11 protein-coding genes and 1 other RNA gene are annotated in these 13,862 nt (G+C 64.5%); 5 read left to right on the top strand and 7 right to left on the bottom strand.

The features are described from left to right. Window positions 1–27: 27 nt before the first annotated feature. Both ABDB87_RS20025 and dnaX read right to left on the bottom strand, forming a co-directional pair. Window positions 28–351: a YbaB/EbfC family nucleoid-associated protein gene (locus tag ABDB87_RS20025; RefSeq protein ID WP_345930414.1), complete on the bottom strand. Its 324-nt coding sequence runs from the start codon at window positions 349–351 to the stop codon at window positions 28–30. Then, complete coding sequence (gene dnaX, locus ABDB87_RS20020; RefSeq protein WP_345930412.1) at window positions 348–2,162, bottom strand: DNA polymerase III subunit gamma/tau; 1,815 nt, start codon at window positions 2,160–2,162, stop codon at window positions 348–350. The genes ABDB87_RS20025 and dnaX overlap by 4 nt, the downstream gene beginning before the upstream one ends. A 376-nt stretch (window positions 2,163–2,538) precedes the next feature. Here dnaX and ABDB87_RS20015 point away from each other — a divergent pair, with 376 nt between their 5' ends. Both ABDB87_RS20015 and ABDB87_RS20010 read left to right on the top strand, forming a co-directional pair. Continuing rightward, entirely contained in the window at window positions 2,539–3,972 is a 1,434-nt protein-coding gene (locus tag ABDB87_RS20015; protein ID WP_345930411.1) for a catalase, read from the top strand. Window positions 3,973–4,271: 299 nt separating this feature from the next. Further along, on the top strand, window positions 4,272–4,475 hold the full coding sequence (locus ABDB87_RS20010; protein WP_345930410.1) for a hypothetical protein: 204 nt from the start codon (window positions 4,272–4,274) through the stop codon (window positions 4,473–4,475). A gap of 75 nt (window positions 4,476–4,550) precedes the next feature. Here ABDB87_RS20010 and ABDB87_RS20005 read toward each other — a convergent pair whose 3' ends face one another. Both ABDB87_RS20005 and ffs read right to left on the bottom strand, forming a co-directional pair. Then, window positions 4,551–5,027 (bottom strand): hypothetical protein, encoded by a 477-nt coding sequence (locus ABDB87_RS20005; RefSeq protein WP_345930408.1) that lies wholly within the window; start codon window positions 5,025–5,027, stop codon window positions 4,551–4,553. A 95-nt stretch (window positions 5,028–5,122) separates the two neighbouring features. Continuing rightward, an RNA gene (gene ffs, locus ABDB87_RS20000) (signal recognition particle sRNA small type) lies at window positions 5,123–5,220 on the bottom strand. 374 nt (window positions 5,221–5,594) lie between these two features. Here ffs and ABDB87_RS19995 point away from each other — a divergent pair. Continuing rightward, on the top strand, window positions 5,595–7,175 hold the full coding sequence (locus ABDB87_RS19995) for a DEAD/DEAH box helicase (protein WP_345930406.1): 1,581 nt from the start codon (window positions 5,595–5,597) through the stop codon (window positions 7,173–7,175). A 119-nt stretch (window positions 7,176–7,294) separates the two neighbouring features. After that, on the top strand, window positions 7,295–9,007 hold the full coding sequence (locus ABDB87_RS19990; RefSeq protein WP_345930404.1) for a ClcB-like voltage-gated chloride channel protein: 1,713 nt from the start codon (window positions 7,295–7,297) through the stop codon (window positions 9,005–9,007). Between the two features lie 12 nt (window positions 9,008–9,019). On the opposite strand, the gene ABDB87_RS19985 is transcribed toward ABDB87_RS19990, so the two are convergent. After that, entirely contained in the window at window positions 9,020–10,381 is a 1,362-nt protein-coding gene (locus ABDB87_RS19985) for an 8-oxoguanine deaminase (protein WP_345930402.1), read from the bottom strand. Window positions 10,382–10,564: 183 nt separating this feature from the next. On the opposite strand from ABDB87_RS19985, the gene ABDB87_RS19980 reads away from it, so the two are divergent. Further along, entirely contained in the window at window positions 10,565–11,722 is a 1,158-nt protein-coding gene (locus tag ABDB87_RS19980; RefSeq protein ID WP_345930400.1) for a radical SAM/SPASM domain-containing protein, read from the top strand. Between the two features lie 123 nt (window positions 11,723–11,845). On the opposite strand, the gene ABDB87_RS19975 is transcribed toward ABDB87_RS19980, so the two are convergent. Continuing rightward, on the bottom strand, window positions 11,846–12,001 hold the full coding sequence (locus ABDB87_RS19975; RefSeq protein ID WP_345930398.1) for a hypothetical protein: 156 nt from the start codon (window positions 11,999–12,001) through the stop codon (window positions 11,846–11,848). 225 nt (window positions 12,002–12,226) lie between these two features. Then, complete coding sequence (locus ABDB87_RS19970) at window positions 12,227–13,852, bottom strand: NAD(P)-binding protein (protein WP_345930396.1); 1,626 nt, start codon at window positions 13,850–13,852, stop codon at window positions 12,227–12,229. Window positions 13,853–13,862: the final 10 nt, after the last annotated feature.

The following is a 13,862-nucleotide window of genomic DNA, read 5'->3' as shown; positions in this document are numbered from 1 at the left end:
GGCCGCGAGGCCCCTCGGACCGCTCGGTCAGAACGGCAGCTTGAATCCGGGCGGCATGCCCATGCCGGCGGTGAAGCCGGCCATTTTTTCCGAGCTGGCCGCCTCGACCTTGGCCACCGCATCGTTCAGCGCAGTCACGATCAGGTCTTCAAGCATTTCACGATCATCCATCACGGCATCGCTGATGACGACGCGCTTGACCTTGTGATGACAGCTCATCACCACCTTGACCGCTCCGGACGCCGCAGCGCCTTCCACGTCAATCTGGCCCAGGGCGTCCTGCGCCTTCTTCATGTTTTCCTGCATCTGCTGGGCCTGTTTCATCAGACCGGCAATTCCGCCTTTCATCATTCTGCTTCTCCTGAAGGTTTAACGGAGGAGGTCACCAGCGTTGCATCGCAACGCTTGATGAGCTCCTGCACAAAGGGATCCGATTGCAGCGCGGCAACCGCTTCAGCCTGCCGGGCCTGGCGGACTTCTTCGCGGGCTTGCGCCGGAGTCTGGGAGGTCACCTCCCCGATATCGATGCTGACGCGCACCTGCTGACCAAAGCAGGCCGAGAGCGCGTCCTGCAGCTTGGAGGCATTCGAAGGCAAGGCATTCAGATGACTGTGCGACGGCGCCAGGCGCAGGCGCAGCACAATGCCGTCAAGCGACACGAATTCGCAGTTCTGTGCCAGCTGCAAGACCATGCCGCCGACCCCGCAGGCATTGACCGCCGCATGCCAGTCAAGTTCTGGCGACAGCTCCAGCCGGATGCCGGACGGCGCCGAAGCCGGCGCGTCGGCCTGCGGCGCTGCGGGCTCTGCCACAAAAGCGGCAGGCTCGGGTTCAGCCAGGCGCTGACCCGCCGGTTGGGAATCTTCCCAGGGCGGAGGCGGCTCCTCCGGCCCCTGATCGACTGTGACCGGAGCCTGTACCGGAACTGTCGTGGCCGCGGCAGGCGTGCGAGGAGATTCAGGCGGCATGGCAGCGGGCGGCGCAGCCGCAGGCGCGGCCGCCTGCGCAGGCACCAGCTCGGACGCAGCAGCCGGCATCACCGCAGGACGCGGCGCGGGCAACGTTGCCGAGGTTTTCACCCCTTCCGGCTGGAAGGCATGCAGACGCAGCAGCGTCATCGTGAAGCCGGCATACGCATCCGGCGCGAGCGCCAGCTCGTCACGACCATGAATGGCAATCTGATACGCAAGTTGCAGGAATTCGGCATCGAACGCCCGCGCATAGGCCAGCAGACGCTCACGCTCGAACACATCCGTGATGGCCTGCGGCGCGAACTGCACCAGCGCGATCCGGTGCAGCAGGCTGGCAAATTCCTGCAGTGCGGACTCGAAGCTCAGACTCCTGGCTTCCATGACATCGGCGACAGCAACCAGTGCAGCCACGTCCTGGGCCTGCAGGGCATCCAGCAACTCGAAAAGATGATCCTCGCCGACGGTGCCAAGCATGTCGCGCACGCCCTCTTCCTCGACCTTGCCGGCACCGTGCGCGATAGCCTGGTCAAGCAGGGAAAGGGCGTCACGCATGGAGCCGTTAGCCCCCTTGGCGATGTGCCGAAGCGCCCCGGGCTCGAAGCTCACGCCTTCGTCACCCAGGATCTGCGTCAGATGGCTGACGATATGGGTCTGCGGCATCTGCTTCAGATTGAACTGCAGGCAGCGCGACAGCACGGTCACCGGAATCTTCTGCGGGTCCGTGGTCGCCAGAATGAATTTCATGTGCGCTGGCGGCTCCTCCAGCGTCTTCAGCATGGCATTGAAAGCATGCCCGGTGAGCATGTGCACTTCGTCGATCATGTAGACCTTGAAGCGGCCACGCGCTGGTGCGTAAGCCGCCTTTTCCAGCAAGGCTGCCATGTCGTCCACACCTCGATTCGAGGCCGCATCCATCTCGACGTAATCAACGAAACGCCCGGAGTCAATTTCGGTGCAGGCCGTGCACACGCCGCAAGGCGAAGCGCTGACGCCCTGCTCGCAATTGAAACTCTTGGCCAGGATGCGTGAAATGGTCGTTTTGCCGACCCCCCGGGTCCCGGTGAACAGATAGGCGTGGTGCAGACGGCCTGTTGTCAGCGCATGCGTGAGCGCCCGCACGACATGCTCCTGGCCGACGAGCGTCTCGAAACTCTTGGGGCGCCACTTCCGGGCGAGGACCTGATAACTCATGGCCGCGATTGTAGCCGGAAGCGCTCAGCTTGCCGCCGGCCTTTTGCATCCGCTCCGGCGTCGCCGCCCCCTCCGGTGCCAAGCCCCCTTCGCCGGCTTCTCGAGTCAAGTTCTCCCTTCCCGGGGAACGACTTGATCCAAACAATCAAAAACAGAAAGTCGATTTGTTTTGGCTATCGCGCACCTTTGATTATTAAATTGGATCGAAAAATACATAACCAATAGCATTTGTTCATCAACAAGGAGGTCCGCATGAATCTGCCCACCGTACTTTTCAGCCTGCTAGACGAAGCCATCGCCGGCTTCCCCAGCGACTTCGGCCGCCATTTCTCTTTCTTCCAGAGCCTCTGAGCCTCTCATACCGGAGATCACCGCCATGACCCAGATGACCCAAGCTTCCGGCGCGCCTGTCGCCGACAACCAGAACAGTCTGACTGCCGGGCCCCGCGGCCCCGTCCTGATGCAGGATGTCTGGCTGCTGGAAAAGCTCGCCCACTTCGATCGCGAACGCATCCCCGAACGCGTCGTGCATGCCAAGGGTTCGGGCGCCTATGGCCACTTCACCGTGACCCACGACATCTCGCACTACACCAAGGCCAGCCTGTTCAGCGCCATCGGCAAAAAAACGGAAGTCTTCCTGCGTTTTTCGACCGTGGCAGGCGAAGCCGGTGCGGCGGATGCGGAGCGCGATGTGCGCGGCTTCGCGCTGAAGTTCTACACCGACGAAGGCAACTGGGACGTTGTCGGCAACAACACGCCTGTGTTCTTCATCCGCGACCCGCTCAAGTTCCCGGACTTCATCCACACCCAGAAACGCGATCCACAGACTCATTTGCGGAATCCGGTCGCCGCCTGGGACTTCTGGTCCCGCCACCCCGAATCGCTGCATCAGGTCACGATCCTGATGAGCGATCGCGGCTTGCCGCGCAACTACCGCGAAATGCACGGTTTCGGCAGCCATACCTATTCCTTCATCAACGCGTCCGGCGAGCGTTTCTGGGTGAAATTCCACTTCAAGTCGCAGCAGGGCGTCACCCACTACACCAACGAGGAAGCCGCCCGGCTCGTCGGCCAGGATCGTGAAAGCGCCCAGCGCGATCTGTTCGCCAGCATCGCCGCCGGGAACTTCCCCCGCTGGACGCTGAAGGTGCAGGTCATGCCGGAGGCTGACGCGCTGCGTTACCGCATCAACCCCTTCGATCTCACCAAGGTCTGGCCGCATGCCGACTACCCCCTGATCGAGGTTGGCGTGCTGGAACTCAACCGCAATCCGGCCAACTACTTTGCCGAGGTCGAGCAGGCGGCGTTTACGCCCGCCAACGTGGTTCCCGGCATCGGCTTCTCGCCTGACCGCATGCTGCAGGGTCGCCTGTTCTCATACGGCGACACGCAGCGCTACCGTCTCGGGGTCAATCATCACCAGATCCCGGTGAACGCGCCGCGCTGCCCCTTCCACAGCCCGCACCGCGACGGCGCGGCGCGAGTGGATGGCAATGGTGGATCCGCGCCGAACTACAACCCGAGCAGCCTGCCCGGCGCACTGGTCGACACCCCTTCGCTCAGCGAATCGCCACTCGCGGTGTTCGGCGACGCCGCGCACTACGACCATCGGGTGGATGAGGATTACTACTCGCAGCCCGGCGCATTGTTCAGGCTCTTTGACGCCGGCCAGCGCGAACGGCTGTTCGCCAATATCGCGGCCGCGATGCAGGGCGTCCCGGAAGACATCCAGCGCCGGCAGATCGCGCACTTCAGTCAGGCGGACGCCGCGTATGGCGCGGGGGTGGCAAAGGCACTCGGACTCGGCTGAGGCCCGATGCATGCGGCCTATCGGGAGGCTGGAAGAATCCAATTGGCCGCATGAAAGCCGGCCTCCCATACTCGATTACGGCATCAGGAAGGAGAAGACCATGACCAAGCATTCGATCCACACCGGCCTTCATCACCTGCGCGAAGCACTGGGACTCTGCGTATTCGCACTGGGTGCGGTGATTCTTGGCTCAGGCGCACTCTTCTGAGCTCAGGGAAGACCATGACTGGCTGAAAAGGCAGACGCCAAGCCTTGAAGCCCGAACTTGACGATAGTGGAAGAACTGTCAGGAGCCGGACATGCATCACCCGACCCACTTCAGAGAGAGATTGCGTCAAGGGGCCCAGCTTCTGGCAGTGGTGGGCTTTGCCACCCTGGTCATGTTCCTGCTCAACCTTCTTCTCGGTGAGCAGCATGGCCCGGCGAAGCACTTGTCCGATCCGGACGCCGTCCAGCCTGTCAGCAGCCCGCCCCCTCCCCAGGCTCCGCGGCAGGTGATCTGAAGCGTTTCATGCTGCATCAGAAAAGGGGCTGTGCCGACCGGTACAGCCCCTTTTCAATCCGTCCGGTGGATAACCCTAGCGGATAAGAACGGTCGAGGTACGAAGCTGGCTTTTGCTGGCCCGGCCCTGCATCGAAGGATTCGGCGGATAGCGCTTGCCATCGAAGCGCAGGAGCACATCCCCGGCCTGACGCGAATGCACGATCAGACTGGACCAGCCATGTCGCCGATCCCGCGTACTCACCCTCACCGGCTCCTCGCTCACCCGGCTCGCCGAGACGAAGCGGAATCCGTCCTGCGCACCATGCAGCACCAGCAGCGTGCAGCCCCCGGTCCCACACCAGTCGGGGCCAAACAGCAGCACCAGCGCATCGTCCACTCCATCGCGATCAAGATCCGTCAGCGCATGGCGAAATTCCTGCGTGCGCGCGTCGCCACCGGCCCGTGCGGCATAGTCGCGCACCGCGTTGACCAGCGGGGATGGCGCCTGCGCAGCGGACAACCCCGGCAAGAGGACGCAGAACAGGCAGGGGATCAGGCGAAACAGCGACATCGGCAACACTCCCGGTTTTGTCCGGACATGAACCAAGGGGGGCGCAAAGCAAACGGCGCAATCCCGTCAAGGACTGCGCCGTGCATTGAATTCGAGGCGGCGAGCCTGACCCCCGGCACTCACAGTGAATGGTTATGGCTGCTTCCTTCCGGACCTGACCAGATTCCCATGCTGCAATGCGGGGAGACCCGCCGCGGCGAATTATAACCCGGATTCGCGCTTTCGCTGAGCACGAATCCGGAATACGGCCCTTCATCACGCCGATCCGCTGGCGAATCCGCATCAGCTCGGCGATGAATTGCGTGCCGTAACAATATATTGCGTGCGTTCTGCTGCAAAAAAGGATAGAGTTCAGCCCCTTCCCCGCCGACCCTGTTTCTGGCGGGCACGTTTCATCGTCCCTGACCCCCTTCTCACGCTTTTTCCGTTTCTTTCGGAATCTCCGCGCGTTTGTCGTACTGGTTGGCGCCGATGTTGTTTCGCGAAGCCCGGCTTCGCCTGTACGCGCCAACCCCGCCTGTCGCCATGACAGCTGCGGACGCTATGCGCTTTTTCGATAGGAACGAAATGTCTTTCGATACCCTCGGTCTGAATCCCTCCATCGTCGCCGCGGTCAAGCGCGCCGGCTATGAAAACCCCACGTCCGTCCAGACCGCAGCCATTCCCCTCGCGCTCACCGGCGCTGACATGATGGTCTCCGCCGCCACCGGCAGCGGCAAGACCGCAGCCTTCATGCTGCCCGCCCTCGAGCGCCTGACCAAGCCCGCGGCCGTGCACAGCATCGGCCCCCGCGTGCTGGTCCTGTGCCCCACGCGCGAACTCGCCCAGCAGGTCGCCAAGTCCGGCGTCACCTACGGCCGCGCGCTGCGCCGCATCTCGGTGGTCACCGTGGTTGGCGGCATGCCCTACCCGGCCCAGCTGAAGCTGCTGCGCCAGCCGGTGGACGTGCTGGTCGCCACCCCTGGCCGCCTGCTGGACTACATCAGCAGCGGCCGCATCGATTTCTCGCGTCTGGAGATGCTGGTGCTCGACGAAGCCGACCGCATGCTCGACATGGGCTTCATGGAAGACATCGAGCAGATCGTCGCCGCGCTGCCGCCGTCCCACCAGACCGTGATGTTCTCTGCCACCTTCGGCGGTGAAGTCGGCCGCCTGGCGGCCTCGATGCTGCGCGATCCGCAGCGCATCGAGCTGGCGAACTCCACCGACAAGCACTCCGACATCGAACAGCGCCTGCACTGGGCCGACGACGAGAGCCACAAGAACCGCCTGCTCGACCACCTGCTCAAGCAGGGCGACGTAAATCAGGCCATCATCTTCACCGCCACCAAGCGCGATGCCGAATGGCTTTCCGAAAGCCTGGCCGACAAGGGTTTCTCGGCGGCCTCGCTGCACGGCGACATGCCCCAGGGCAAGCGCAATCGCACGCTGACCGGCCTGCGCCGCGGTGACATCAAGGTACTGATCGCGACCGACGTGGCGGCCCGCGGCATCGACGTGCCCACGATCAGCCATGTGATCAACTACGGCATGCCGATGAAGCCGGAAGACTATGTGCACCGCATCGGCCGTACTGGCCGTGCCGGTCGCAGCGGCATCGCCATCATCCTGGCCACGCCGGCCGAGCGCTTCAAGGTTCGCGCCATCGAACGCTTCACCACGCAACCGATCGCAGCCAGCGTGATCGAAGGCCTGGAACCCCGCTTCAAGCCCGATCTGCGCGGCGGTCGTCCGGGCGGCGCGCGCCCCGGTTCGCGCGGCGGTGATCGCCCGCGCAGCTTCGATGACCGTTCGCGCAGCTTCAGCGATCGTCCGCGCTCGAACGCCGAGCGCCGCATGGGTGACCGTCCGCAAGGCGTGCCGGCACGTCCCGCCAGCTTCAATGGCGAACGGCATTTCGACGCGCCGCGCCCCCGTGACGAACGCCCCCGCAGCTTCGAAGACCGCCCGCGCTCGTTTGACGACCGCCCCCGCAGTTTCGAGGATCGCCCGCGCCGCAACGACGCACCGCGTGCGCCTTTCGCCGGTGATCGCCGCGAGGCCGGCGGTCGCGAGGGAGGCTATCGCGACAGCGGTCGCCGCGAAGGTGGCCGTCCGGCAGACGAGCGCCGCCCCGCACCGCGCGCCCCACGTACCTTCACGCGCTAAGGCTGCTCCGCACCGGAAGCCGGGTCTTCGGACCCGGCTTTTTCATGCCCGTACGCAAGGCATCCCGGGCGAACGGCGCTTATGATGTGCGCTGATTCCCGCATGTATTTCCGCTCTGCATGGCCGACCGCCCCTCGCCTTACGCCCGCCTGCATCTCTGGCTGACAAGCCACCTGCAGCGCAGCGACATGCCCCGCCTGCTCTGGCAGGCCGCGCTCGCGGGCGCCCTCGGGGCATTGGCCATCGTGGCCTTCCGCAGCGTACTCGCCGCTTGCGAAACCGTGCTCTACGGCCGTGACGACGGTCTGGTGGCCGCAGCCGCCGGTCTTTCTCCCCTGTGGCGCATCCTGATTCCGACACTGGGCGGCCTCCTTGCCGGCCTGCTGATCATTCCGGCTCGCCGCATCAACACCGCCGCGGCCTCCGACTACATGGAAGCCATTTCGCTGCGCGACGGCGCGATCAGCGCCCGGCTGTCACTGCTGCGCTCCGCGTCTTCTCTGGCCAGCATCGCCAGCGGCGGCTCGATCGGACGCGAAGGCTCGATGGTGCAGCTCGCCTCGCTGAGCGGCTTCCTGCTCGCCCGCTGGCGCAAGCTGCCTGCGCCACAACGCCGTCTGCTGGTCGCCTGCGGCGGGGCGGCCGGGGTGGCGGCGGCCTACAACGCGCCGATTGCAGGTGCGCTGTTCGTGGCGGAAATCGTTCTGCGCACGATTTCTCTGGAAAGCCTCGGGCCGCTCGTCACCGCCTCGGTCGTATCGAGCATCGTCGCGCACGGTTTCTTCGGCAGCGCCCCGCTCTACCAGATGCCGGAAATCGTCGCGCCGGCGAGTTCCGGGCTTGGCGCCCTCGCCTTGCTCGGTGTCGTAACCGGGCTCGCCGCGCCGGCCTTTCTCGCCCTGCTGGACGCGGCCCGGTCGGCCTTTTCGCGCCTGCCGGACTGGCCGCCGCTGCGCCTGGGGTTGGGCGGGCTGGGGGTCGGTCTGATCTCGCTGCATTTTCCGGAAGCCTGGGGCAACGGTTTCAGCACGGTCAATGCGATGCTGCAGGGCGGCTGGCTGTGGCAGACCCTGCTGCTGGTGCTGGTCTTCAAGCTGCTCGCAACCTTGCTCACGATCGGCTCCGGCGCCATCGGCGGTGCCTTCACGCCCAGCCTCTTCGTAGGCGCCGCACTCGGCTCCCTGTTCGGACTTCTCGCCCAGCAGCTCGGCGCCAGCACACCGCTTGCCGTTTACGTGGTCACCGGCATGGCGGCTTTTCTGGCCGCAACGCTGCATGCGCCGCTGACCGCCATCGTGATCGTGGTCGAGATGACCGGCAACCTGGCCCTGCTGCCGCCCGTGATGCTGGCCTCCGTGCTGGCACTGGCACTTTCCCGTCTGCTGCGCGAGCGCTCGATCTATGGCAACTCGCTCAGACCCCTGCCGACACGCAGCTTCAGCCAGCAGACGGTCGCCGCGATCCTGCGCCCGGAAGCCCCGGCCATCGGCCTTGACGCCGGCCTGGCCGGCATCCGCCAGGCCTATCTCGACAGCCGCTGGCAGCATGTCTACGTACTGGATGACGCAGGCCGCTTCGTCGGCGCCGTCTCCATCCATGCACTCGGGCCGACGCTGCTCGCCAGCGATCAGGAGGGCCCCTTGCCGCCCGGATCGCTGCGCCAGGATTACCCGCGACTGAGCGCGGACACCCCGCTGAGCGATGCGCTCGACGTGTTCGCCCGCCACAGCGGCGAGCGGCTGCCGGTGCTCGACGAAGCCGGCCGGCTGCTGGGGCATGCCTCGAAAACAGACCTCATCCTGCTGCTGGGCGAGAACATGTCCGCCACCTGAGCCCCCCCCCGCTCAGCGGGCCGCGCTGGCAAGCGTGCGGGCCAGGGCATTGTGCCGGCGCATCAGTGCCGGCAACTCGAGGCTGGTGAGTTCGCCGCGGCGCACGATGACCCGACCGTTGATGACCGACCAGCTCACCCGCGGTGGCGTGCAGAACAGCAAGGCGGCAACCGCATCGTGCACCGCTCCGCCAGCCATGCCGACGTCATCCAGCGGAAAAGCGACGCAATCGGCGCTCATGCCAGGCGCCAGCGCACCGATATCGTCCCGCCCCAGCACCTTCGCGCCGCCCAGCGTGGCCATTTCAAGCGCCTGCCGTGCCGAGAGCGCCGCCGGACCATGCCCGACCCGTGCCAGGAGCAGTGCCTGCCGCGCCTCGCCCAGCATGTGCGCGCCATCGTTCGAAGCCGAGCCGTCCACGCCCAGCCCGACCGGCACGCCAGCCGCCAGCATCTGCGGCACCGGCGCAATGCCGGATGCCAGACGCATGTTCGAGCAGGGGCAATGCGCGACACCGGTGTGCGTGCGAGCAAACAGCGCGATGCCGGGCGCATCGAGCTGCACGCAGTGTGCATGCCACACATCGTGTCCGGTCCAGCCGAGCGACTCGGCATACTCGGCGGGCGTCATGCCGAACTTCTCGCGGCTGTAGGCGATGTCCTTCACATTCTCGGCAAGGTGGGTGTGCAGACGCACGCCGTAACTGCGGGCGAGCTCGGCGGACTCGCGCATCAGCTCTCGGCTCACCGAAAACGGCGAACACGGGGCGACCGCCACCTGCAGCATGCTGTGGCGCGAAGCGTCGTGGAACGTTTCGATCAGGCGGCGCGTGTCTTGCAGGACGGCGTCCTCCCGCTCCACCACACGGTCGGGCGGCAGGCCGCCCTGCGACTGCCCCACGCTCATGCTGCCGCGGCTGGCGGTAAAGCGCATGCCGATTTCCGCCGCCGCCTCGATGGAATCATCGAGCCGGCAGCCATCCGGATAGATGTAGAGATGATCGCTGGACGTCGTGCAGCCCGAGAGGATCAGCTCGGCCATCGCGGTCTGGGTCGAAACGCGGATCATCTCCGGCGTGAGATTCGCCCAGATCGGATAGAGCGCCTGCAGCCAGTCGAAGAGTTCGGCATCCTGAGCGGCCGGAATCGCCCGCGTGAGACTCTGGTACATGTGGTGATGGGTATTCACCAGGCCCGGCATCAGCACATGGCCGCGCAGATCGATGAGCTCGTCCGCCGTCTGCGGCAGCGCGTCAGCGGGCCCGACCTGTTCGATCACCCGGTCACGGATGAACACCGCGCCGCCGGCGATTTCGCGTCGCGCAGCATCCATGGTCACCACGACATCGGCATTCTTCAACAGCAGCGTACTCATCAGGTTCTCCTCACGGGCTGGCGAAAGCGCGCATTGTCCGGGATTGGCCCGCCCTGTCGATGCCTGCGCGGTGATAAGCGCTATTCCCGGCGCGCCGCGCGCCCGGCTTATGAGCCATCGCAAGGCCTTGTCAGCGCGGCTGACTAGAATCGCGGGCTTTCACGAATCGCCCCCTCCGCCATCATGAACAGCATCCAGCCGGTTTTCCCTTCCTGTCCCGCCAGCAGCCCGGCCATTCCGGGTCATCGCGTCGAGCTCCAGCTGCTCACCACGCTCAAGTGCAACCTCAAGTGCAGCTACTGCTCGCTGGGCGTGGGCGACGTGCTCGGCTCGCAGACTCATGTCGACTACAACCTGGATCAACTGGCCAGCTTTGTGTCGACCCATCTGGCCGGCTATGAAACCTATGTCACCTTCTATGGCGGCGAACCCACGCTGAACCGCCCCTACATGGAAGCGGTGATCGCCCGCTTTCCGCACTTCCGCTTCCAGCTGCAGACCAATGGCACCCTGCTCGACGATCTGCCGGACGCCGTGCTCGCCCGCATGTCGAACTTCCTGATCTCCATCGATGGCGGCGAGGGCACGACTGATGGCTATCGCGGCCGGGGCATCTACCGCCAGGTCATGAAGAACCTGGCGGCGGTGCGGCCAAAGATCAGCGGATCCGTCACCGCCCGCGTCACCTGGAGCCATCCGGACATCAGCTTCGAAGAGCTCGACGCCCTGACCGATGTCTTCGACTACGTCTATTTCCAGTTCGTGGCCGACCGCGGCGCCTACACCCCGGAAGGCATCACGCGCCGCAAGGCCATCCTGGCCCGGATGATCGAGCGCTTCTTCGCGCATGACGATCGCCTGTACCCGGTGATCCCGATCATGGGCATGGTGCGCAACAAGGTGCTTCCGGGCCGGGCTCGCGAGCTGTATCAGGGCAAGACGCAGTGCCGCGCCTCGACCCACATCCTCAACGTGATGCCGGATGGCCGCATCTTCCCCTGCCCCGATCTGCTCTATCTGCCGGAAATGCAACAGGGTTCGGTAATCGACAACTGGCTGCGCGCGAGCCCTCTGCAGCCGCATCCCGACATGCCCTGCAGCAGCTGCGAAGCGCATGACTTCTGCCGCGGCAACTGCATGAAGAACCTGCATCTGGCCTATGTGCAGAAGGATGACGCCTGGCGGGAAGAGGTGGTGGAGCCGATCTGCGAACTCGTCCGTTTCATGGGCGAGGAGATCGACCGCCATGACCCGCACGCCTGGTTCGCCCGCGCGAGTCTGCCGGTTCGCAAAACGCTGAGCGATTGCGAGGTCTACGAATATGTCGAGATCATGCCCTGACACGCGGGGCTGACAGCGCAGGCGTCAGCCCGGCTTTCACGGAGCATCCGCGCACCGTTTCGTGCAGGCATGCACAAACAGGATGCGCGGCGCATCGTTTTTTGGGTCGACGCGATCGGAAATTCAGAAGAAGAGAATAAAGACCGCGATCGGCACGAGGATCAGTGAGACCAGAAGATCAATCAGCAGGAAGGCCTTGAGATCGATCTTGCCGTTGTTTCCAAAGTCTTTCTTGAAATAACCGGTCCACTCCGAAAACCAGCTGGATGGCTTCAACATCAATATCATTCTTTTTTACTGTCTGAAACAGGGGAGATTCAAGCAAGAATCATGAGAATTAGACGCCGCGTCCCGCCGGCCTCCCATGACATGAATCAATCCCCAAGCCCTCCGGCCATACCGTAATTCTATGACGTCATGCTTTCCGCTTTTCCCCGGAACGCGGACATGAAAAAACCCGCCGGGCTTGCGCGGGGCGGGTTTTGCCGGGGCGCCTGAAACCGCTCAGGTCGCTTCGGCTTCCATCTTGATGGCGCCGCAGGGGCACTCCTCGACACACACGCCGCAGCCCTTGCAGTACTCGTAGTTGAACTCGAACTTCTTGCCCGGGCCCAGCTTGATGACGGCATTGTCAGGACAGACGCCATAGCAGTTGTCGCACTCGAAGCAGTTGCCGCAAGAGAGGCAGCGGCGTGCTTCGAACAGGGCGTTGTCTTCATTCAGGCCGCCCTGCACTTCATCGAAGGTCGACTGGCGACGGATGATGTCCAGCATCGGACGCACCGTCTTGTCGGCATCGGTGTAGTACCAGGTGTTGAGCTTGTCGAAGGTGGCAATTTCCTTCTTCGCCGGCTTGACGTAGCTCGTGCCCTTCAGCCAGGCGTCGATGTGGCGTGCGGCCAGCTTGCCGTGCCCCACACCGACGGTTACGGTACGGTCGGACGGCACCATGTCGCCACCGGCGAAGATGCCGGGGTAGCCGGTCATCATGTTGTCGCCCACCTTGACCACGCCATCTTCAAACGTGAGATCCGGCACGCCGTTGAGCAGGCCCAGATCCACGTCCTGGCCGAGTGCGAGCACCACGGAGTCAGCCTCCAGCGTGTCATACTCGCCAGTCGGCACGGGCTTGCCATTGTCATCGAGCACCATTTTCTCGACCTGGATGGCGCCCTCGCCCACCTGCTTGATGGTGGAGAGCCAGCGCATCATCACGCCTTCCTGCAGCGCTTCCTCGACTTCGAAATCGTGCGCCGGCATCTTGTCGCGGGTACGGCGGTACACGATGATCGCTTCTTCCGCGCCCAGGCGCTTGGCGGTGCGGGCCACGTCGATGGCGGTATTGCCGCCGCCATAGACCACCACGCGGCGGCCCAGCATCGGCTTGTCTTCGCCTTCCATGCTGCGCAGCACGGCGACCGCATCGAGGATCTTGGCCGACTCGGCCGCGGGAATCGCCGTGCGCTTCGCGATGTGCGCGCCCACCGCCAGGAAGGCCGCATCGAACTTCTCGTCCTTCATGGTGTGCAGCAGATTGTCGATCTTGGTGTTGAGACGCATCTCGACCCCCATGTCGAGAATGCGCTGCACCTCGGCATCCAGCACTTCACGCGGCAGACGGTACTTCGGAATGCCGAAGCGCATCATGCCGCCGGCCACGGGACCGGCTTCGAAGATGACGACCTGATGGCCCATCCGGCGCAACTGATAGGCCGCGGAAAGCCCGGCAGGACCGGCACCGACCACCATCACGCGCTTGCCGGTTTCTGCCGCTGGCTTCGGGAAGGCCCAGCCCTGCTTGATGGCCTCGTCGCCCAGGAAGCGCTCCACCGAGTTGATGCCCACGGCGGAATCGAGCTGACCGCGATTGCATGCGCCCTCGCAGGGGTGATAGCACACACGGCCCATCACGGCCGGCATCGGGTTGGCTTCGGTCAGGTGACGCCAGGCGGTCTCGTAGTCACCGGACTCGGCGTGGAACAGCCAGCCCTGGGTGTCTTCGCCCGCAGGGCAGGCGTTGTTGCAGGGCGGCATGCGGTTGATGTAGGTCGGGCGGAAGGTCCGCCAGGTGCCGGTCTTGTTGGCCAGCGAGCTGCCTACGTTGAGGGTGATTGCAAACGGCTTGTTCATTGCTTGAATC

The sequence above is a fragment of the Uliginosibacterium paludis genome, from assembly GCF_039631355.1.
Classification (GTDB): domain Bacteria; phylum Pseudomonadota; class Gammaproteobacteria; order Burkholderiales; family Rhodocyclaceae; genus Uliginosibacterium; species Uliginosibacterium paludis.
The sequence above is the reverse complement of the archived record's forward strand: the minus strand, read 5'-3'. Positions and strand labels throughout refer to the sequence as shown.